The sequence below is a fragment of the Kribbella sp. NPDC048837 genome, assembly GCF_055586945.1.
Window position 1 is genome coordinate 12,634 of the sequence record NZ_JBVJHF010000012.1, and the last position, 20,848, is coordinate 33,481.

20 protein-coding genes are annotated in these 20,848 nt (G+C 69.7%); 11 read left to right on the plus strand and 9 right to left on the minus strand.

Annotated elements, in window-relative coordinates:
- The first annotated feature begins 110 nt into the window (after positions 1-110).
- Together ACZ6O0_RS40205 and ACZ6O0_RS40210 are read left to right on the plus strand one after the other, a co-directional pair.
- Positions 111-989: an NAD-dependent epimerase/dehydratase family protein gene (locus ACZ6O0_RS40205; protein ID WP_465770336.1), complete on the plus strand. Its 879-nt coding sequence runs from the start codon at positions 111-113 to the stop codon at positions 987-989.
- Between the two features lie 12 nt (positions 990-1,001).
- Entirely contained in the window at positions 1,002-1,760 is a 759-nt protein-coding gene (locus ACZ6O0_RS40210; protein WP_465770337.1) for a protein phosphatase 2C domain-containing protein, read from the plus strand.
- Here ACZ6O0_RS40210 and ACZ6O0_RS40215 read toward each other — a convergent pair.
- The 3 genes from ACZ6O0_RS40215 to ACZ6O0_RS40225 form a co-directional block, all read right to left on the minus strand.
- The gene (locus tag ACZ6O0_RS40215; RefSeq protein WP_465770338.1) at positions 1,757-2,749 is read right to left on the minus strand and encodes a DUF4328 domain-containing protein; all 993 of its coding nucleotides are present in this window, start codon (positions 2,747-2,749) and stop codon (positions 1,757-1,759) included. The genes ACZ6O0_RS40210 and ACZ6O0_RS40215 overlap by 4 nt on opposite strands.
- 76 nt (positions 2,750-2,825) lie before the next feature.
- Complete coding sequence (locus tag ACZ6O0_RS40220) at positions 2,826-4,358, minus strand: glycerol-3-phosphate dehydrogenase/oxidase (RefSeq protein ID WP_465770339.1); 1,533 nt, start codon at positions 4,356-4,358, stop codon at positions 2,826-2,828.
- A 38-nt stretch (positions 4,359-4,396) separates the two neighbouring features.
- Positions 4,397-5,029 carry a TetR/AcrR family transcriptional regulator gene (locus ACZ6O0_RS40225; protein WP_465770340.1) on the minus strand — a complete coding sequence of 211 codons (633 nt, stop codon included), beginning with the start codon at positions 5,027-5,029 and terminating at the stop codon, positions 4,397-4,399.
- A 118-nt stretch (positions 5,030-5,147) separates the two neighbouring features.
- Between ACZ6O0_RS40225 and ACZ6O0_RS40230 the strand changes: the two genes are divergently transcribed.
- Genes ACZ6O0_RS40230 through ACZ6O0_RS40240 form a run of 3 tightly spaced genes read left to right on the plus strand, consistent with a single transcriptional unit; the run spans position 5,148 to position 8,494 of the window.
- Entirely contained in the window at positions 5,148-6,713 is a 1,566-nt protein-coding gene (locus tag ACZ6O0_RS40230) for an FAD-binding oxidoreductase (protein WP_465770341.1), read from the plus strand.
- 33 nt (positions 6,714-6,746) lie between these two features.
- Positions 6,747-7,466 (plus strand): SDR family NAD(P)-dependent oxidoreductase, encoded by a 720-nt coding sequence (locus ACZ6O0_RS40235; RefSeq protein ID WP_465770342.1) that lies wholly within the window; start codon positions 6,747-6,749, stop codon positions 7,464-7,466.
- Positions 7,463-8,494 carry an S-adenosylmethionine:tRNA ribosyltransferase-isomerase gene (locus ACZ6O0_RS40240; protein WP_465770343.1) on the plus strand — a complete coding sequence of 344 codons (1,032 nt, stop codon included), beginning with the start codon at positions 7,463-7,465 and terminating at the stop codon, positions 8,492-8,494. The genes ACZ6O0_RS40235 and ACZ6O0_RS40240 overlap by 4 nt, the downstream gene beginning before the upstream one ends.
- 195 nt (positions 8,495-8,689) lie before the next feature.
- Here ACZ6O0_RS40240 and ACZ6O0_RS40245 read toward each other — a convergent pair whose 3' ends face one another.
- Together ACZ6O0_RS40245 and ACZ6O0_RS40250 are read right to left on the minus strand one after the other, a co-directional pair.
- Positions 8,690-9,430, minus strand: a complete 741-nt coding sequence (locus ACZ6O0_RS40245) for a rhomboid family intramembrane serine protease (RefSeq protein ID WP_465770344.1) — start codon at positions 9,428-9,430, stop codon at positions 8,690-8,692.
- Positions 9,431-9,485: 55 nt separating this feature from the next.
- The gene (locus ACZ6O0_RS40250) at positions 9,486-10,028 is read right to left on the minus strand and encodes a peptidylprolyl isomerase (RefSeq protein WP_465770345.1); all 543 of its coding nucleotides are present in this window, start codon (positions 10,026-10,028) and stop codon (positions 9,486-9,488) included.
- A 242-nt stretch (positions 10,029-10,270) separates the two neighbouring features.
- On the opposite strand from ACZ6O0_RS40250, the gene ACZ6O0_RS40255 reads away from it, so the two are divergent.
- A complete protein-coding gene (locus ACZ6O0_RS40255) occupies positions 10,271-11,113 on the plus strand; it encodes a hypothetical protein (RefSeq protein ID WP_465770346.1) in 843 nt (280 codons plus the stop codon).
- 85 nt (positions 11,114-11,198) lie between these two features.
- Here the strand turns inward: ACZ6O0_RS40255 and ACZ6O0_RS40260 are convergent, their stop codons facing one another.
- The gene (locus ACZ6O0_RS40260) at positions 11,199-11,519 is read right to left on the minus strand and encodes a hypothetical protein (RefSeq protein WP_465770347.1); all 321 of its coding nucleotides are present in this window, start codon (positions 11,517-11,519) and stop codon (positions 11,199-11,201) included.
- A 162-nt stretch (positions 11,520-11,681) separates the two neighbouring features.
- On the minus strand, positions 11,682-12,155 hold the full coding sequence (locus ACZ6O0_RS40265; protein WP_465770348.1) for a methylated-DNA--[protein]-cysteine S-methyltransferase: 474 nt from the start codon (positions 12,153-12,155) through the stop codon (positions 11,682-11,684).
- Between the two features lie 110 nt (positions 12,156-12,265).
- Between ACZ6O0_RS40265 and ACZ6O0_RS40270 the strand changes: the two genes are divergently transcribed.
- The 3 genes from ACZ6O0_RS40270 (at position 12,266) to ACZ6O0_RS40280 (ending at position 16,154) form a co-directional block, all read left to right on the plus strand.
- Entirely contained in the window at positions 12,266-12,991 is a 726-nt protein-coding gene (locus ACZ6O0_RS40270) for a DUF4328 domain-containing protein (RefSeq protein ID WP_465770349.1), read from the plus strand.
- Positions 12,992-13,196: 205 nt separating this feature from the next.
- Entirely contained in the window at positions 13,197-15,353 is a 2,157-nt protein-coding gene (locus ACZ6O0_RS40275; protein WP_465770350.1) for a DUF4328 domain-containing protein, read from the plus strand.
- Between the two features lie 12 nt (positions 15,354-15,365).
- A complete protein-coding gene (locus ACZ6O0_RS40280) occupies positions 15,366-16,154 on the plus strand; it encodes a sugar phosphate isomerase/epimerase family protein (RefSeq protein ID WP_465770351.1) in 789 nt (262 codons plus the stop codon).
- On the opposite strand, the gene ACZ6O0_RS40285 is transcribed toward ACZ6O0_RS40280, so the two are convergent.
- Positions 16,121-16,681 (minus strand): TetR/AcrR family transcriptional regulator, encoded by a 561-nt coding sequence (locus ACZ6O0_RS40285; protein ID WP_465770352.1) that lies wholly within the window; start codon positions 16,679-16,681, stop codon positions 16,121-16,123. The two genes, ACZ6O0_RS40280 and ACZ6O0_RS40285, sit on opposite strands and share 34 nt — an antisense overlap.
- 94 nt (positions 16,682-16,775) lie before the next feature.
- On the opposite strand from ACZ6O0_RS40285, the gene ACZ6O0_RS40290 reads away from it, so the two are divergent.
- Both ACZ6O0_RS40290 and ACZ6O0_RS40295 read left to right on the plus strand, forming a co-directional pair.
- A complete protein-coding gene (locus tag ACZ6O0_RS40290) occupies positions 16,776-17,921 on the plus strand; it encodes an FAD-dependent oxidoreductase (RefSeq protein WP_465770353.1) in 1,146 nt (381 codons plus the stop codon).
- Between the two features lie 54 nt (positions 17,922-17,975).
- A complete protein-coding gene (locus tag ACZ6O0_RS40295; RefSeq protein ID WP_465770354.1) occupies positions 17,976-19,601 on the plus strand; it encodes a M14 family zinc carboxypeptidase in 1,626 nt (541 codons plus the stop codon).
- On the opposite strand, the gene ACZ6O0_RS40300 is transcribed toward ACZ6O0_RS40295, so the two are convergent.
- On the minus strand, positions 19,598-20,596 hold the full coding sequence (locus ACZ6O0_RS40300) for a LacI family DNA-binding transcriptional regulator (RefSeq protein WP_465770355.1): 999 nt from the start codon (positions 20,594-20,596) through the stop codon (positions 19,598-19,600). The genes ACZ6O0_RS40295 and ACZ6O0_RS40300 overlap by 4 nt on opposite strands.
- Between the last annotated feature and the right edge of the window lie 252 nt (positions 20,597-20,848).

Below are 20,848 nucleotides of genomic sequence, written 5' to 3' on the forward strand. Positions count from 1 at the left end.
CCTACCCTGCCAGTTCACGCCGACATCCCCGTGATCGCCGTACAGCAGTTGTGATCGGTACGACGGAGAACGGTAGGCGGACCGACAACTACGGGCCGCACGATGGAGGGGTGACCGGAACTGAGCGGGTGATGGTGTTCGGCGCGGGAGGCTTCCTCGGCGCCAGGATCTGCGCGCTGCTCGCCGACCGTGGGATCGAGTACCGCGGGCTGAGCCGGAGCCGGGGCGAGCCGTACCGGCTGTGCGACCTGGCGTCGATGCACTCCTACGCCCTGGACACCCAGATCGGCATGTACAAGCCGACCGTGATCGTCAACGCGGCCGGCGCCACCCTCGGCGCGCCGGCCGACCTGGTCCGGGCCAACGTGATCGCCGTCGAGGCCCTGCTCGCCTCGGCCCGGGACAACGCCGGCCACGCCCGCTTCGTCCAGCTCGGCTCCGCGGCCGAGTACGGCGGTGGTCCGCACGGCACCAGCCTGGACGAGCAGACCGAACCCCACCCGGCCGGCCCGTACGGGACCACCAAGCTGGCCGGATCCGAGCTCGTCCTGCGGGCCCAGCGGAACGGCGCGGACGCCGTCGTACTCCGGATCTTCGACGTGACCGGCCCCGGCGCACCCGACAGCACGCTGACCGGCCGGGTGATCCGCGATCTCCGCTCCCGGCAGCTGATCGAGGTCGGCTCGCTGGACGTGTGGCGGGACTTCGTCGACGTCCGCGATGTCGCCGAGGCGGTGGTCGCGGTGGCCCTCGCGGACGCGAAGCCGCCGCCGGTCCTGAACGTCGGCACCGGCCGGGCGACCCTCGCCCGGGATGTCGCCGGTCAGCTGTTCGAGCTGAGCGGCCAGCCGGCGACGATCGTCGAGGACGGCGATCCGGGGGTGAGCTGGCAGCAGGCGGACGTGAACCTGATCGGTGCTCAGCTCGGCTGGTCCCCGAAGATCTCCCTCGAGCAGTCCCTGGCCGACAGTTGGTCAGGCCATACGTAGCAGACTGGCCGGGTGGAGATCCGCTCGCTCAGCCTGCCCGCGCCGGACCGGCGACCGCCCGCGGTGAACGAGGATCTCGTCCTCACCGGACCCGGCTTCGTCGTCGTCCTCGACGGCGCCACCGCCCCGAACGGTGTGGACTCCGGCTGCCGCCACTCGGTCGCCTGGCTGGTCGGCCAACTCGCGACCCAGCTCGCGCCGCCGCTCCTCACCCACTCCTCCGCGCCACTCGCCGACCTTCTCGCTGACGCGATCAGCGCAATCCGGGCCACCCACGCCGGCACCTGCGACGTGACCAACCCCGACAGCCCGTCATCCACCGTCGCGATGCTCCGCTTCCGCCCGGACCACGTCGAGCACCTCGTCCTCGCCGACTCACCGATCGTCGCGCGATCGCCCAGCGGGTCCGTGACTGTGCACAGCGACGACCGGATCGACCTCCTGCCCGAGTACACGTTCGAGGCAGTCCGCCGGTTCCGCAACCAACCCGGCGGCTTCTGGGTCGCGAGCACCGACCCCGAGGCCGCCTACGAAGCCGTGACCGGTACGACGGATCGCGCGGACGTCGACGTGATCACCGCAATGACCGACGGCGCCGCCCGCTACGTCGAGCGCTACGGCCACACCTGGGCCGACCTACTCGACATCCTGACCACAGACGGCCTACCCGAGCTCATCACCCGAGTCTGGGCCCTCGACGAGGCCGCCCACCCGAACACCTTCCGCGGCAAACGCTACGACGACGCGAGCGTCGTACTGTGCCGCTTCTAAGGCCTGGGGCCGTAGGACGGGAAGGTTGGGCCGGGGTTGTTGTAGCGCGGGGCGTACTGGGGTGGCTCCGGTGGCGGCACGTCGTCGGTGACGCGCGGAAGGGTTACGCGGTCCTGCTGCCATTGGGTGACCTGGAGCAGCATCAGCGAGGCGGCGACGCCGGCTGCGATGAGTAGGACGGTCGCCACGGTGAAGCCGATGTTGACCGCGAGCGCGACGTGGACCATGAAGTCCTGCAGGTCGTAGATGTCGACGTAGTCACCGGTCGCGTCGGCAGCGTCGGCCGCGTCGACCAGGCGGACGATCCACACGATGAACCCGAGGAAGGCGATGCCGCCCCCGCCGATCAGGATCACCCAGAATCCGGTCCACGTCGCCCACCACCCGTGCAACAGGGTGCGCATCCGGCCGGTCCGGGCCACCCCCGGCTGATCGGGCGGCTCGCTCGCCGCGACGACGTCCTCGACGACCTGCCGTGGGTACCAGAACTGCACGATCGGGCAGAACCACGAGCCGACCACCCAGCCCTGCACGTGCCGGTGCAGCGCACGGCCCGGTTCAGGCGGCGGAACTGGTCGTGGCGCCAGGGGTGAGTGCAGGAACTCGGTGTTCTCGCGCGCCTGCCACAGCCAGATCAGGAAGGCGATCGCGGTCCCCATCAGCAGGTAGCTGACCAGGTTGAGGAGCGGGCCGGTGCCGGCGACCGACTCGATACCCCGGTCGATCTCCTCCTCGGACAGCAACCCGTAGACGAACCGCTTGACGTCGTCGTACGAGCTCCAGAGCAGCGCGGCCTGGACCACCGCCGTGACCGCCGTCAGCCCCATCAGCACGATGCTGACCAGCGCGATCTTCCGCAGCGGCCGGTACCGCGGCGGGATCGGCGCCGGCTGGTACGGCATCGGCTGATACGGCCCGGGCCCCTGGAACGGTCCCGGCCCCTGGTACGGCGCCGGCCCCTGATACGGCCCTGGATGCGGCTGCGTCACCTGTTCACCTCCCCGCAGCCAAGTTAGCCGACGCTGAGGAGCGGTCAAGCCGTTACCCACAGGTCAAAACCTGCAATCACACCGCGGCGAACGCCTCCCGGACCGCGGGCCGCGCGAGCTCCCGGTCCACGGCCGACAGCCCGAGGCGGGTCCGCCGGTCCAGTACGTCGTCCTCCGTCAGCGCACCCTCGTGCCGGACGGCGAAGAGCAGCTCCGCGTACGTCGTCCGCAGACCAGGCGCAATCGGCTGGGTCAGTGACGGCGGCCCCGCGATCACGTCGGGCGCCTCCACGCCGTACCGCTGCACGAATCGGGCCGGCGCCCGCACCGCCGCGAGCCGGACCCGGTCGGCCGCACCCACGAGCGGAATGCGGTGCGTCGAGCAGGGACGGCGTACGTCGAGCGACGACTGCTCGAGCGCGGTGTCGAGCGCGTCCTGCGCCATCCGGCGGTACGTGGTCAGCTTCCCGCCGACGATCGTCACCAGTCCGTCGGCCGTGGTGATCACCGCGTGCCGTCGGGAGATGTCCGCGGTCTTGTCCTCACCCTTGTGATGACCCGTGTCCAGCAGCGGCCGCAGCCCGGCGTATGTCCCGAGCAGGTCGGCTCGGGTCAACGGCTCCTGCACGGCCGAGCTGATCGTGTCGAGGAGGAAGTCGATCTCCGCCTCGGTCGCCTCGGGTACGTCGCTCACCGCTCCGGGCGCGTCCTCGTCGGTGAGACCGACGTACACCCGGTCGTCCGGGGCCGGGATGGCCATCACCACCCGGCGCAACTGACCCGGCACCGGCACCGTGAGGACGGCGGACAACCCGCCGAACACGGACTGCGGCAGCACCAGGTGCGTGCCCCGGCTCGGCCGGAGTTTGATGCCTGCGGCAACTTGATCGGCCCAGATCCCGGCCGCGTTGATCACCACCTTCGCGTCCACCGGCAGCCGGTCGCCGGTGAGCTGGTCGACCAGTACCGCGCCGCGGCCGGTGACCTCGGTGGCGGCGACCCGGGTCAGGACGCGTGCGCCGTACTGCGCCGCGGTCCGGGCGATCGCGACGACCAGCCGGGCGTCGTCGTACAACTGCCCGTCCCAGGTCAGGAAACCGCCGCGCAGCCCGTCGGGCCGCAGCGTCGGTGCGTAGCGGAGGATCTCGGCCGAGCTGACCCGGCGCGAGTGCGGCAGGTAGTCGTCGCTGGTCCGCGCGAACGTGCGCAGGATGTCGCCGCCGAGGAAGGCCGACCGCAGCATCGCGGCCTGCGCGAACTTTGCCTGCGGCAACCAGGGCGCGACCTGCGGGATCGGGTGCACGAGGTGCGGCGCGGTCGTCTTCATCAGGATGCCGCGCTCGACCGCGCTCTCGTACGCGATCCCGACGTGGCCGGAGGCCAGGTAGCGCAGGCCGCCGTGCACGAGCTTGGAGCTCCAGCGGCTGGTGCCGAACGCGAGGTCGTGCTTCTCGACCAGGGCGACGGACAGGCCGCGCGCGGCCGCGTCCAGGGCGACGCCGGCGCCGGTGACCCCGCCGCCGATGACCAGCACGTCGACCGCGCCGGTCGTACCGAGCCAGTCCAGCTCGCGGGCGCGGCGGGTCGCGTTCAGGCTCGCGTTGCCCACGGTCCTGAATTCCTTCCCCGTCCCACCGCGCCGGTCGGTCATGGCGTCAGGTACCTGGTGAGCATGTCTCGCAGCTCCTCGTCGAGCTTCGGGAACTCGTCGTGCGACGCCATCACCGGACCGGACACCGCCGACGCGAGCGAGACCAGGATGATCTGCCGGGCCAGCCAGACCGGGTCGCCGGTCCGGATCGAGCCGTCGGCCTGGCCGGCCTTGATGCCCTCCTCGACCAGCGCCAGGTGCGCGACCGTGCTGCTGCCGCGGCGCTCCAGCAGATACGGCGTGAGGAACTCGGGGTCGAGCTCGATGATCTTGCGCATCAGCGGGTGGACGCGGGTCTTCGCGACCACCTCGACCACGCCCTCGACCAGCCGGGACCGGCCGTCCGCGGCGTCCGGCTGGAACGCCGACACCAGCGCGGTGGTCCACTCCCGGGTCATCAGCGCGGCGACCACGGCCTGCACGTTCGGCCAGCGCCGGTAGAGCGTCGCGCGGGAGACCTCCGCGTGCCGGGCGATGTCCGCCATCGTCATCCGGCGCATCCCGATCGCGAGCAGCAGCTCGTAGGCCGCGTCGAGGATGCGCTCCTCGCCGATCGCGTTGGCCGGGGCCGGCCGGGTGTTGGTCTCGGACCCTGTTTCCTGCGCCGAGTCGCTGCTACGCTGAGACATCACACGTCAGAGTGTATCAGCGACTGTGGCGTCCCGGAACTGTCCGTGGGAGGTGGAAGCCAGGGGGTTTCACCTCCCACGGACGCTACCTCCCCGCACCACCGAAAGGCAGCCCACGATGACCGAGTCGGACCTTCCGGTGGTGCAACTCACGCCCGGCCGCTGGGGCGACCCGGCGCACCCGGTCGACCTCCCCGCCGCCGCGGTCGACGCACTCAAACACCTGGGCGTACGACGCCCCGCGACGGGTCCCGTGGATCCGGTCGAGCGACCCGGGGTGACGGCGGACCAACTGGCTTTCCTGGCCGACGTGGTCGGGCCCGACCACGTCGCCACCGACCGTGATGCCCGATGGGCCCACACCCGTGGCTACTCGACGACCGACCTCCTCCGTCATCGCGCGGGCGACACCTCGGACATGCCCGACGCGGTCGTCTACCCGGCGACGCACGACGAGGTGCTCGCTCTCCTGGCCGGCTCGGCCGAGCACGACCTGGCGGTCGTCCCTTACTCCGGTGGTACGTCGGTGGTCGGCGGGCTCGCTCCCGACCGCCGGTTCATCACCGTCGACCTGCGCCGGCTGGATCAACTGGTCGAGCTCGACGAGGTGTCGCGGACGGCGACCCTGCAGGCCGGCGTGCGAGGCCCGGCGGCAGAGGCGCTCCTGGCCAAGCACGGCTACACCCTCGGCCATTTCCCCCAGTCCTACGAAGGCGCTTCGATCGGTGGGTACGCGGCGGCGCGGTCGAGCGGGCAGTCCTCGGCCGGGTACGGGCGCTTCGACCAGATGGTGGTCGGGCTGACGCTGGCCACGCCGCGGGGGACGATCGAGCTCGGCCGGGCGCCGATGTCCGCGGCCGGACCGGACCTGCGGCAGCTCGTGCTCGGGTCGGAGGGCGCGTTCGGGATCATCACCTCGGTCGTCGTACGCATCCGTCCCCGACCGACCGAGCGGCACTTCGAGGGCTGGCGGTTCGAGAACTTCGCGGATGGCCTGACCGCGATCCGGCGGCTGGCCCAGGACGGCCCGTTGCCGACCGTCCTGCGGTTGTCCGACGAGGCCGAGACGGCGGTGAACCTGGCCGATCCGGATGTGCTCGGCGGCGGCACGGGCGGCGTACTGGCGATCGTCGGATTCGACGGGCCGTACAACTCCGCGACGGCCGAGGTCCTGACCGCGGCCGGCGGACAGAACCTCGGCGAAGGGCCGGGTGAGACCTGGCGAGTCGGTCGCTACCGGGCGCCGTACCTCCGCGATCCCCTGCTGGACGAGGGCGCTCTCGTGGAGACGCTGGAGACCGCCGCCTTCTGGTCGCGCATCCCGGCGTTGAAGACCGCCGTCACCGAAGCGCTGGTGACGTCGCTGACAGAGCAAGGCACGCCACCGCTGGTCCTCTGCCACGTCTCGCACGTCTATGAAACCGGCGCCTCGCTGTACTTCACCGTCATCTCGGCCCAGACCGCCGAGCCCGTCCAGCAGTGGCGTACGGCGAAAGCCGCGGCCGGCCGGGCGATCGCGGCAGTGGGCGGCACGATCTCCCACCACCACGGCGTCGGCACCGACCATCGCGCGGCCTACGCCGACGAGATCGGCCCGCTCGCGGTCGAGGCCCTGCAGGCGGTCAAGCACGTGCTCGACCCGCACGCCGTCCTCAACCCGGGGATCTTGCTCGAAGGCTCTTGACCTCAAGTTGACTTGAAGTATGACAGTGCGGTCATGACTCCTGAACCCTCTGACCGTCCTGTCGCTCTGATCACCGGTGCGTCCGCCGGCCTCGGGCTCGCGCTGGCCCACGGTCTCGCCGGCCGCGGCTGGGCGCTGGTGATCGACGCCCGTGGCGCCGAAGCCTTGAAGGACGCGGCCGACGCGCTGGCGAGCAAGACCGACGTGGTCCCGCTCGCGGGTGACATCACCGACCCCGACCACCGGGCCGACCTGGCCGACGCCGTGATCGAGCTCGGCCGGCTCGATCTGCTCGTGAACAACGCGAGCTACCTCGGGCCGAGTCCGTTGCAGCCGTTGGGTGCGGCCGATCTCGACGAACTGCGTCGCGTGTACGAGGTCGACGTACTCGCACCGATCGCGTTGACCCAAGCGTTGCTGCCGAATCTCACCGCTACGTCCGGTGTGGTGCTCAACATCAGTTCCGACGCCGCGGTCGAGGCCTACGAGACCTGGGGTGGCTATGGCTCCGCCAAGGCTGCTCTGGATCACGCGAGCCGAGTCCTCGCCGCCGAGCACCCCACGCTGGCGGTGTACGCCGTTGATCCTGGTGATCTGCGGACGGCGATGCACCAGGCCGCGTTCCCCGGTGAGGACATCTCGGACCGGCCCGAGCCGGCGACCGTCGTACCCGCGTTCCTTCAGCTGCTGGACAGCCGGCCGGCGAGTGGTCGCTACCGGGCAGCCGAGTTCGCGCCGGCGGTGACGTCGTGAGGGTGCATCCCCACACCAGATTCGTCCTGCCCGACTCACTGAACGCTACCGAACCACCGGAGGCCCGAGGGCTGTCGCGGGATCAGGTGAAGCTGCTGGTCGCGGAGGGGTCGACCGTCACGCATACCCGCTTCGACCGGATCGGTGCACACCTGCGCCCGGGAGACCTACTGCTGGTGAACACGTCCGGCACGCTGCCCGCGGCGGTCGACGGCTCGTGGATCACCGGTGCCGGGGTGGCTCCGGTGGTCGTGCACTTCTCCACCGCGCTCGATGACGGCACCTGGGTGATCGAGTTGCGCAACGGCGGCTCCCCGATGTTCGGCGGTACGGCGGGCGACCAGGTGGAGCTGCCGGAGGGCGTGCTGACATTGCTGTCGCCGTACCAACCGGGCTCCAACCGGCTGTGGCGTGCCAAGCCCCCGGTGGCCGATGTGCTCGGCTATCTGGACCGGCACGGGCGGCCGATCAGTTACAAGTACGTCGGGCAGCAGTGGCCGCTCGCGTCGTACCAGACGGTCTTTGCCCGTGAGCCCGGCAGTGCGGAGATGCCGAGCGCGGCCCGGCCGTTCAGCTTCGAACTGGTGAGCGACCTGGCGTCGCAGGGGGTGCTGATCGCGCCGATCCTCTTGCATTGCGGGGTGTCATCGCTCGAGAGCCACGAACCACCCCTGCCCGAGCGGTACGACGTACCCGCACACACGGCTCGGTTGGTGAACTGGGTGAAGTCGAACGGCGGTCGGGTGATCGCAGTCGGCACCACCGCGGTCCGAGCCATCGAGTCAGCTGTCACGCCGGATGGCTCGGTGACCGCGGCGCACGGCTGGACCGACCTCGTTCTCGGGCCGGACCACCCGGTGCGTGTCGTGGACGGCCTCGTGACCGGGATGCATGCACCCGAGGCCTCGCATCTACTCCTTCTGGAGTCGGTCGTCGGAGGCGGCACGGTCCAGCGCGCCTACGACGCCGCTCTGGACGAGCACTACCTCTGGCACGAATTCGGCGACAGTTGCCTGCTGCTTCGCTGACGGTGCCGGCCGATGGTCGTTGCCGGGCCGTGCTCTCTTCTCCACCGCACGTGGACTCATCGCAGGTGTCCTTACCACTGGGGTCCCCCGTCGGGACGTCACCTGATTAGACGAGGATCCAGGGCCCGCTGTCATCCGCATTCATCGAACCGACGGGAAATTGTGGCCTAGGCCGATTAGTTGCAGATTGAACGGTCAGGTGCGGGCCTTGTTGCGGCGGCGGTTGGCGGTCTGGAGGAAGATCCAGGCCACCGCCGCGCCGGTGACGAAGCCGCCGAGGTGGCCCTGCCAGGAGATGCTGGGGATGACGACGGACAGGACGGCGGTGATGGCGACGTAGCCGACGATCCAGGTGATGTCGAGGCCGCGGGCGCGGTGGACCACCAGCAGGGCGCCGATCAGGCCGAGGACGGCACCGGACGCGCCGAGCGTGGCCGAGCCGGGAGCGGCGAACAGCCAGACCGCGACGCCGCCGCCGAGCGCGGAGAGCAGGTAGAGGATCAGGAACCTGAGCCGGCCGAGCATCTGCTCCAGCGGCGGACCGAGCTGCCAGAGCATGAACAGGTTCGAGAAGATGTGGAAGAGCTGCAGGTGGGTGAACGCCGACGTGAGCAATCGCCACGGCTCGCTGTCCACCAGCACGGGGACCAGGACGAGGTCGTTGACGATCCGGCTGCTGCCGACGCGCACGGCGATGAAGACCAGCACGTTGATCGCCAGCAGGCTCATCGTGACCAGCTGCGGGTTGCCGCGCTGGATGCCGCCCAGCGAGGTGCGGGTCCGCGGGACCGACTTCACGCCCTCGTTGAAGCAGTTCGGGCACTGGAAGCCGACGGCGGCGCTGTTCATGCAGGACGGGCAGATCGGCCGGTCACAGCGCTGGCAGCGCACTCCGGCGGGCCGATCCGGGTGCCGGTAGCAGACGGTCTCGGTCACGCGGGTGCGTCCTCCCGGGAGTGCGGGGCCGAGCCTCCTCGGCCCCGCGACAAGATCAGGCGTTCTTGCGCTCGATGACGACGTGGTTGATCAGGATCGGCTCGATCGGCCGGTCGCCCGGCGCGGTCTTCGCGGTCGCGATCGCGTCCACGACCTTCTTCGACTCGTCGTCGGCGACCTCGCCGAAGATCGTGTGCTTGCGGTTCAGGTGCGGCGTCGGTACGACGGTGACGAAGAACTGCGAGCCGTTCGTGCCGCGGCCGAACTGGATGCCGGCGTTCGCCATCGCCAGCAGGTACGGGCGGTCGAACTGCAGCTCCGGGTGGATCTCGTCGTCGAACGAGTACCCCGGCGAGCCGGTGCCGGTGCCGAGCGGGCAGCCGCCCTGGATCATGAACCCGTCGATCACCCGGTGGAAGGTCAGCCCGTCGTAGAACGGCTTGGTGACGGTCTGCCCGGTCTGCGGGTCGGTCCACTCCTTGGTGCCGTCGGCCAGGCCGACGAAGTTGCTCACCGTCTTCGGCGCGTGGTTGGGGAACAGCCTGATGACGACATCACCCTTCGTCGTCTGCAGGGTCGCGTACAGCTCTTCGGCCACGGGAGTACTCCTCATCGGTTACGGCTTACGCCCTCGATCCTGTCATGGTGGTTCAAGAAGGCGTGCACCGACGTGCGCAGGTGGGGGATGTGTGGGTTCGGGGCACCGGGGCACAGGGTTATCGGCTTGTGACGTCGTACGATGCAGATGAAGCCGGATTTGTCCAGAGCCGTACACAGAGCCCATGTCGCCGATGGGCGGGAACGCTGTCCGTCGGTACGGGCGGCACCGAGGAGGGAACCGTGGGTTTGAGGAAGTCCAAGGGCCGGGTCGAGACCGCGAAGGACAAGGTGCGACCACTGGCCGAATCGGCGTCGGAGAAGCTCGGGCCGGCCGTCGGCCAGGTCCGTGACCACCTCGCGCCGGCTGTGGGCACCGCACGGGAGAAGGTGTCGCCGTACGCCGAGAAGGCCGTGGAGCGCGGCGCCCACTACGCGGGGGTCGCAGTCGAGAAGGCCGGACCGGTGATCGACGACGCGCTCGCCAAGGTCGGACCGGCCACCGAGCACGCCGCGGAGAAGGCCCGTGAGCGGTTCAACGACGACGTGCTGCCGAAGGTGACCGCCGCTCTGGCGTCGCTGGCGGCCGCCGCTGAGCCGGTCGTCGAGGAGACCTCGCGCCGGGGCAAGGCCACCAAGGCCGCGCTCAAGGGTGAGATCGAGGTGCCGCAGAAGAAGAGCCATCGGCTCCGCAAGGTCGTGCTGTTCCTGGGCTTCGGTGCCCTGGCGGCGGCAGCGGTGAAGAAGCTGCTGACCCCGCCGGAGCCGGCCTGGCAGTCGACCCCGACCAGCGGTCGCGACTACAGCTCGGCCCCGGCCGGTGCGACGTCCCGCCCGGAGACCCCGTCGGCCAACGGCAAGACGGAGTCCAACGGCAAGACCGACACCGCGAAGCCGGACAGCCCGAAGACCGACACCGCCACGGCGGAGGCACCGAAGGCGGAGGCACCGAAGGCCGAGACGCCTGCCGCCGCCAAGGACGGCGAGGTGAAGGCCGGCACGAGCGCGAACGGCCCGGCCGCGAAGAAGACCACCACCACCCGGAAGTCGACCGGCTCGAGCGAGTCCAAGCCGACCGACTCCTGACCACACCACGACCGCAACGGCGAAGGCCGCGAACCCCGTCGGGGTTTCGCGGCCTTCGTTTGTACGTCGCCTTGCGCGTACGACGTCAGTTCGCCTGCGGATCGGGATCCGGGTGATCCGGCCTGGCGATCGTGTACCGGCCGGCCGAGAGCAGCTGGGTGGCATACCGATGGGTGATGCACGGATAGGTGCCGCCGCAGCTCTGGCAGACCGCGTCGTTGCGGTGCAGCCACGGCACGACCTTGAACCGCTTGACCCAGGTGAGCGGTTCCCGGTCGGGCGCGTGCAACTGCAGCGCCGAGCGGGCCGCGTCCTGGATCTCGGGAGCCGACCAGTCCTCGGCGCTCTTGTCCATCAGGGCGCTGAGGTCGGGGTGGAGGTGGTCAGTGGACTGTGCTTTGTTCATTTATGCGTCTTCCAGGGGCAGGTGGGAGGGCCGCTGAATCGTTCGCTTCAAACGTAACGACTCGATCGCTATCAGCAACGGTAGTCCTCCAGGAGCCCGTGACGCGCGCTGACAAGCGCCGATCCGGTGTCAGATCTTCGTCAGGTTTCTCAGCGTGCCGGCTCAGGACCAGAGCGTCTCGAGCGTGACCCTGGCCTCGAGCTCGAGCAGGTGGCGCTTGGTCGGGATGCCGCCGCCGAAGCCGACCATCTTCCCGCCGGCGCCGACGACCCGGTGACAGGGCACCACGATGGCGATCGGATTGCGGTTGCAGGCGACTCCGACGGCCCGGGCCGCCCCCGCGTCCCCGACGATCTTCGCGACCTCGCCGTACGTCTGCATCTCGCCGTAGGGGATGCGTCGCAACTGGCCCCAGACGGCGCGCTCGACGTCGGAGCCGCCGCGGACCGACAGCGGCACGGTGAACTCCTGCAGCTCGCCGGCGAAGTACGCCTTCAGCTGCTCGGCCGTCTCGGTCAGCAGCGGGTCGGCGTCGAGCGGCCGGTCGGCCGCGCCGAAGTGCAACCGGCACAGGCCGGTCTCGTCGACCGCGAGCGTCAGGTCGCCGATGGGCGAATCGATCACGGACCAGCGCATGACCTCATCCTCGCGCCGCCCACCGACAGTTTCTCGCGGAAATACGCCACGAACCGATGGCGACCTGATGTTCTCGCCCGGTCACGCGGTGTTGTGCTATTCCTGATCCCATGCCGAGCCGGGCACCGCAACCGCCGCTGGATCGCTGGTTCAGTTCCGAGCGGGCGATGGGCCTGGCCGCGTCGATCCTGATCGGGCTCGTCACCGTGACCACCTGGGCGACCGCCTGGTCGGACTGGTACTCCTACCAGACCGTGAAGAGGTACGGCGACGACCCGGACCAGCTGGGCGAGGCCGACCTGATCTCCGGCTCGCTCGGCATCGTCGCCGCGCTCGCGCTGCTGGCCGCCGCGGTGGTGTTCATCGTCTGGCTGTGGCGGGTCCGGTGGAACGCGGAGATGTTCTGCCGCGGCGAGCACCGGTTCACCCGTGGCTGGGTGCTCGGCAGCTGGATCTGCCCGGTGGTGAACCTCTGGTACCCCAAGCAGGTCGTCGACGACATCGTGGCGGCCAGCGATCCCCGGACCGATCCACAGACCGCGAGCCTGCGGGAGATCCCGGGCACCCGGCTGGTCTGGGCCTGGTGGCTGACCTGGGTCGTCGGCCTCGTCTCCGGCAACATCGTCCAGAGGGGAGTGCTGGCCGGTTCGACACAGCTCGGTGACCTGCGGACGAACGTCGTACTGTCCAGCCTCTCGGCGGTGGCGACCACGGCGGCCGCGGTGCTGGCGGTGATCCTGATCGAGCGGCTCGACGAGCTGCAGACGAAGCGTCCGTGGGTGCCGTGGTGGGCGCTCGACCAGACGCAGAGCGGATTCCAACCTCCTGCGCGGTAAACCAAACCGTCACGGACCGTCGGATCGCTCGTTACCACTGGTGATGGGCGTACGAAAAGAACACGTTAAGTCGACACCCTCCGTGCTGGGGCCGACTCCCGTGGCGTACCTACTTCGTGGTATCAATGTGGCTCGGTCATGCGGGGGCAGGATTTGGCCGAAACGCCGAACAGACGGAGTTCCAGCAACGCGAGGGACGCGAGACGTGAGCCACCCGCAGCCATCAGTTCTGTCTGCAGTTGAAGACCATGAAGAAGAGTGGCAGCCACACGCAGCTGAGGAGTTCCAGCAGGTCGGGACGGTCGGAAAGATCGCCATCGGTCTGCTGGGTGCGTCGACGATCACGCATCTGCTGTCCACCTGGTCCGACTGGAACACGTATTCCGTTGTCCACCGCTACCTCGGCGGGATGCCGAACGTCGACGACGCGGATCTGAACCGCGCCGACGCGATCGCCAAGGTCACCGCCGTCCCGAACGTCATCATCTCGGTCGCCGCCGCCGTGGTCTTCGTGATCTGGCTCTGGCGGGCCCGGGTCAACTCCGAGGTCTTCTGCCAGGCCGACCACCGCCGCAGCCACGGCTGGGTGCTGGCCAGCTGGTTCTGCCCCGGCCCGAATCTCTGGTACCCGAAACAGATCGTCGACGACGTCTGGCTCGCCAGCGATCCGAAGACTCCTGTCTACGCCGACGACCTGCGCCGATTCAGGACTCCGACCCTCACGTCCGCGTGGTGGGTCGCCTGGGTCGGCGCTCTCGCGTTCGACGTGGTGGTCCGCCGGTTCCTGATGTGGATGGAGGCGACCGTCGGGTCGCTCCGCGGGATCGCCCTGGCGGGTACGGCGTCGCTCGTGCTGACGGCCGTGTCCGCGGTCGCGGCGACGATGGTGATCCGCAAGATCAACCACATGCAGACCACGCGCGCCTGGGTGCCGTGGTGGGACCAGCGCGAGCCGAAGCTCACGGCGGTTCCGACGTACGCGAACGACGACACCGACGAGCAGCCCGCGATCTCCGAGCCGATCGCCGCCTCCATGCCGGCGCCGCGGCGGCTGGAGCGCCAGCCCGAGTTCCAGATGGCCGGCGTCGCGCAGCCTCCCGCTCCGGCGCCGAACCCGTTCGCTCCGGCTCCGGCTCCGATGGCACCCCCGATGACGGCGCCGCAGGGCTTCCCGGGCGACGGCGCGGCCGCGGGTGGTTTCCCGGGCGCTCCCGCCGCACCGGCCGCGTTCTCCGGCGACCGCCAGGTGGAGGAGCCGCCGAAGTGGAGCCCGTTCGCCCCGGTCGTGGAGAGCTGGCAGGACGACAGCAACACCAACGACTACGGCCCGGCGACCGAGCAGTTCAGCCCGGTGCAGTCCTGGCAGGACGAGAAGCAGGCCGAGGAGACGGCGTACGAGGCGCCCAAGACGTCCTGGAACGATTACCTGGGTTCCGATGACGCCCTGTCGACCGGCACCAGCACCTCGAGCCGGTGGCTGGACGAGACGCCGCCACTGACCGTCGTCGAGCCGGAGCCGTACTCGTACCAGCCGCAGCCTCAGCAGCCGGCGGCCGAGCCGTCCTGGGCCGCGAGCTACTCCGAGCCCTACTCGTACGAGACGCCGGACTACCTGACGTCGACCTCCACGCCGGAGGTCGAGCCCGCACCCGAGCCTGAGCCCGCGCCGGTTGCGCGCGCCGGCCGCCGGGCCGCTCGGGTCGCGGTGGACAGCCCGTCGGCGATCCAGCCGTCGGTCCCGTCCCACGACGAGTACTCCGCCCCGCAGCAGTACGCCGCTCCCGCGGAGCACACGGTGTACTCGCCGTCGGAGCACTCGATGCCGTCGTCGCACGTGTCGGCGTCCTCCGGCTACTACGAGCCGGCTCCGGCCCCCCGCCAGGACGACGACTACCTGACGCCGTCCAAGCCGCTGCCGCCGGTCCCGTCGTACGGCCCGGAGCCGTCGTACCAGCCGGACAGCTACAACTCGGACTACAGCAGCTCGTCGTACGGCGACTCCAGCTACCAGCCGTCGTACGAGTCCCCCTCGGACTACCAGACGTCGTACAGCTCGGAGTATCCGGGCAGCAGCTACGAGTCGACCGACTACAGCGGCTACACCTCGGACTACTCGGGCTCGGGCAACAACAGCTACGACTCGTCGTCGTACGACTCCTACAGCGCCTCGCAGTACGGCGGCACCGAGTCCTACGAGACCTACAGCCCGAACTACGCGACGGAGTCCTACGGCTCGCAGTACGACGAGCCGCAGCAGACCGAGTACCAGCAGCAGGAGTCGCCGTACTCCTACGAGCAGCAGCCGCCCGCCCCCGAGCAGCCCAACACGCCGCGCACCCACCCGCGCCGGCGCTGGGTCTGATCTCGTAGCTGTATGCGTCTAGCCTTCGCCACGCTCGGTTGTCCCGGAGCGCCGCTCGACCATGTCCTGGAGCTTGCCAAAGGCAACGAGATGTCCGGGCTGGAACTGCGGGCCGCGCCGGACGAGTTCACCCACACCGGCCTGACCGCGGCGGAGCGGCGGGAGCTCCGGAGCCGGATCGAGGACGCCGGCCTGGAGATCCTCACGGTGAGCAGCTACGTCAAGCTCTGCGCGGTCGAGGACCAGCCCCTCGAAGCCCATCTCGAGCTCGCCGCCGACATCGGTGCCCGCGGCGTCCGGGTCTTCGCCGGCGACGACCCCAGCACGATCGACAGTACGGCGGACGCCCCGAGCGCCGGCGAGATCCGCGCCCTCGACCGGGTCACGTCCGCCCCGAGGGACGTCTCCATCCTGCTGGAGACCCACGACTCGCACTCGGCCGGCCGCCAGGTCGCCGCGCTCTGCGGGCTGCTCGACACTGACGTCCCCGGCCACAACGTGAAGGTCATCTGGGACAGCTCGCACACCTGGTCGCACGGCGAAACCCTGGCCGAGTCCTTCAATCTGCTGGAGCCATGGCTCGAGCTGGTCCAGGTCAAGGACGCCGACTCCGGCCAGGACTACCGCCCGGTCGCCATCGGTGCGGGCGACTTCCCGATCCAGGAACTGCTGCGGACCCTCGACGGCACTGCCTACCCGGTCTCGCTCGAGTGGGAGCTGAAGTGGCATCCCCACCTCCCACCGCTGGAAGAAGCGCTCCCCGCCCTTCACACCTGGCTGGGTAACGGCGCTGTCAGGTAGCGGGTGAGCGTCGGCCCGAGCCAGGCGATCGCGTCCTCGGCCGGCAGGTTCACGATCGGCGCGAACTCGAGGATGTAGCGGCAGAGCGCGAAGCCGAGCGCCTGTGTGGCGACTAGCCCGGCCCGGACCGCCGGCTCGTCGATCGCCAGCTTCCGCAGCGTCGGCGCGAGCTGCCCGGCGAACACCTCGCGCATCCGTTCGGCCGCGACCTCGTTGGTGACCGCCGTCCGCAGCAGCACCCGGAGTGTGTCATCCGCCTCCCACCGCCTGATCAGATGTGCTGCCATCGCCTCGCCCAGCTGCTCCGCCGGTACGTCGCTGAAATCGGGCAACCGCACGTCGAACTCGGCCGCCGCCGCGAACAGCTTCTCCTTGCTGCCGTAGTACCGCATCACCATGGCCGGGTCGATCGCCGCGTCGGCCGCGATCGCCCGGATCGTGGCCCGCTCGTACCCGTCCGTGCCGAACCGCTCTTTGGCCGCCGCCAGGATCGCCGCCCGGGTCCGGTCCGACTTCTTCTCCGCCATGTCCCCAGCATATGCCAACACTTGTTGACTTTCGCTGATCCGGCTCCTACAGCAAAAGTCAACAAGCGTTGATAAACCTCAGAGAGGAGCGACGATGACTCCGCAGAGTGCAGATGTCGTGGTGGTGGGTGCGGGCCCGGTCGGGCTGGCGGTGGCGGCCGGTCTCCGGCTGCACGGTCACTCGGTGGTGGTGATCGATCGGCAGGCCGAGGGTGCGAACACCTCGCGGGCCTGTGTGATCCACCCGCGGACCCTGGAGATGCTGGACCAGATCGGCGTCACCCAGCGGCTGGTCGAGCTCGGCCTGGAGCTGGAGGACTTCGCGGTGCGCGACGGCGACAGCCGGCTGGTCCCGGTCGGGTTCGCCGACCTGCCGACCGACTATCCGTTCATCACGATGATCCCGCAGTCGGTCACCGAGCAGGTCCTGCTCGAGCGGCTGGAGGAGCTGGGCGGCACGGTCCTGCGTCCGTACGCCGCGACCGGCCTGACCCAGACCGCGGACGGCGCCGAGGTCACCCTGGACAGCGGCGACGTGATCCAGGCGAAGTACGTCGTGGCCGCCGACGGTATGAACAGCACGATCCGCGAGCTCGCCGGGCTGCGGATGCCGGGCAACACCCTGCAGCTGTCCTGCAGTCTGGTCGACGTCCGCGTCGACGGCGGGCTGCCGGTCGACGAGGTCGCGCTGTACTTCGCGGCCGCCGGACTGCTCGTGGTCGCGCCGTTGCCGGACGGCACCTTCCGCCTGGTCGCCGAGGTGCACGACGCTCCGGAGCACCCCGACCTCGCCTACGCGCAGCAGTTGCTGACTGCCCGTGGTCCGCGCCGGACCTCGCCGAAGGTGACCGAGGTGGTCTGGGGATCGCGGTTCCGGATCCACGAGCGCGTAGCCGATGAGTACCGTTCCGGCCGGGTGCTGCTGGCTGGGGATGCGGCCCACACCCACAGCCCGGCCGGCGGTCAGGGGATGAACCTGGGCCTGCGGGACGCGATGACCCTGGCCGACGCGCTGTCGGTCGCGCTGAGCACGGGCAACGAGTCGGATCTCGACGCGTACGCCGCGAACAGTCGCGCCGAGGCGGTCCGGGTGATCGCACTGGCGCACCGCCTGACCCGGCTGGCCAACCTCCCGCGGCCGCTCCGTCCGGTCCGCAACGCCGTCCTCGGGCTGGCGGGCAAGCTGCAGAAGACCCAGACCGGGTTCGCCAAGCAGCTGGCAGGCTTCCCAGAGCGCTGACGGACCTCTACTCTCCAGTTACCGCAAGCAACAACTCGACTACTGGAGGTCATCGTGTTCCGCCCCACTCGATGGACCCGCGTCATCCCGCTCGCGCTGGCGGCCGTTCTGGCCGTCGGCGCCGCGAGCCAAGTGCAAGCGGCACCGTCGCCGGACCGCAAGGTGGCAGCCGCGCAGGCCGGCGAGCTGATTCAGCTGCTCCGGGTGAACACCCCGGCGCAGGCCGACCGCAAGCGCCTGGCCACGCTCGATCTCGACCTGGCCGAGTCGGCCGGTCCCGGCTACACCGATGTCGTTGTCTATGGCAACAGTGATCGCCGGCTGCTGCAACTGGCCGGCTTCACCTGGTCGACACTCGAGGACGACCTGGTCGGTGCCGACCGCGACCGGGAGAAGGCCGACGCCGCGTATGCCCAGGCGGTCCGCAACAAGACCGTCGCAGCCGCATTGCCCAGTGGGCGTACGGCGTACCGGCAGTTGGCCGACTACGACAACGACCTGGCGAGTCTGGCGCAGCAGTACCCGACCAAGGCGAAGCTGTTCACGCTGAAGGAGAAGTCGCTGGAGGGCCGGACGATCCGCGGCCTGGAGATCACCCACGACGTCGGCACCAGCGACGGCAAGCCGGTGTTCCTGATGGTCGGCCTGCACCACGCGCGGGAGTGGCCGTCGGGTGAGTTGACCATCGAGTTCGCCTACGACCTGCTGAAGAACGACGGCACCGACCCGCGGATCACGAACATCCTGGAGAAGTCGCGGGTGATCGTCGTACCGGTGGTGAACCCGGACGGGTTCACCCTCAGCCGGACCCTCGGGTACGAGATGAAGCGGAAGAACTGCCGGGTCACGAACGGGCAGATCCCCAGCGCCGGGCAGTGCGCGCAGTCGTCGTACCGGTCCCGCGGGGTCGACCTGAACCGCAACTACTCCGGCTTCTGGGGTGGTCCCGGTGCGTCGAGCAGCCTGACCTCGGAGACGTACCGCGGTGCGAGTGCGTTCAGTGAGCCCGAGTCCCGCAACATCCAGGCGCTCGTGTCGCAGCACCAGGTGACGACTCTGATCACCAACCACACGTACTCGAACCTCGTCCTCCGCGAGCCCGGGTACGCCGGTGCGCCGATCACGCCGGACGAGTCGATCTACAAGGCGCTCGGCGACCAGATGGCCGCGCAGAACGGGTACACGAGTCAGTACAGCTACCAGCTCTACGACACCACCGGCGTCACCGAGGACTGGTCGTACTACGCGACCGGTGGACTCGGGTTCACCTTCGAGCACGGTACGAACAGCTTCCACCCGGCCTTCTCGACCGTGGTGAACATGTACCCGGGCAACCGAGCGGCGTATCTGTTGGCGGCCGAGTCGACGATCAATCCGGCCCGGCACTCGATCGTCACCGGTGCGGCTCCGGCCGGCGCCGTACTGCGGTTGAAGAAGTCGTTCACCACCAAGACGTGGAACGGGACGCAGTTGCCGGACACGCTCGAGACCACGATGACCGTGCCGGCCGGCGGCACCTACACGTGGCACACCAACCCGTCCACGCGTCCTGCCGTGGTCCAGCAGGGCGGCACCGAGTCGTGGACGCTCACGTGTGAGCGGCCTGCCGGCCAGGTGAAGGAGACCAAGCCGATCACCGTCGCCCGGGGCGCGAGCGTCACCGCGAACCTCACCTGCTAACCGGCGGTCGACTCCCGGATCTCGAGCGTGTAGGGGACGGCGAGGTCGCGATGCGCGGCCTCGCCGGTCCCGGAGATCCGCTCCAGCAGCAGGGCGACCGCGTTGTCGGCCAGCCACTCCTTGTCCGGCGAGATCGTCGTCAGCGACGGCGAATGGTAGCGGCCGTCCTCGATGTCGTCGAAGCCCACCACCGCGACGTCGTCCGGTACTTTGAGGCCGGCGTCGGCCAGGCTCCGCAGCGCACCCAGCGCCAGCAGATCGTTGAAGCAGAACACCGCGTCCGGTGGCTCCGGCAACGCGAGCAGCTCGCGCATCGACGCCGCACCGTCCGGGCGGTGGTAGCCGGTGCCGGCCAGTTCGAGTGCGGGGTCGTGTGGCAGCCCCGCGGCCTTCAGTGCCTTCCGATACCCCTTCCGCCGGACCGCGCCGGTGCTCGTTCCGCCCACGCCGATGGCCGCGATCCGGCGCCGTCCGATCGAGATCAGGTGCGTGGTGGCGTCGTACGACGCCCTGACCGAGTCGACCGCGACCCGGTCGAACTGATGCCCGGCCGGACGCTCGCCGAGCAGGACCAGCGGCTTCCCCGAGTCGGCGGCGGTCAGCTTGGCCGGCACGGTCGTGATCGGGGAGAAGATGATGCCGTCGATCAGCTGCCCGCGCATTCCGTCCAGGACCAGCTTCTCGGCGGCCGCCTCGCCCTCGGTCTGGTCGATCAGCACGGTGATGCCGCGGCGCTTCGCGGCCCGGCTGATCACGGCGCCGAGCTCGGCGAAGTACGGCGAGGCCATCTCCGGGATGGCCAGTGCGATGAAGTCGGACCGGCCCTTGCGCAGCGAGCGGGCGCTCACGTTCGGCCGGTAGTCCAGCGCGGCGATCGCGGCCTCGACCTTGGCCCGGGTCCGCTCGGTGATGTGCGGGTAGTCGTTGATGACGTTGGAGACGGTCTTCACCGACACCCCGGCCCGCGCCGCCACATCGCTTAGCCTGGTCGTCATCCAGAACCTCCTGTCACCGGCTTGGCCTGAGTGTGCCACGACAGCGTGTGCCGGGTCGTGTCTGGTGATCCCCGCCTACTGCGCGGCACTCGGCACGGCACCTCGCCGCACTGGCGCAAAGGCCACGATGCTCCGCATCGAGACCTTCGCTCCAGCACGCCGATGCACCGCACCGAGCACCTGCTCGCTACGGCGCGGGATCACCAGGCACGACCCAGCTCTTTACAGGTCTTGTCAATCGTTGTAGACATC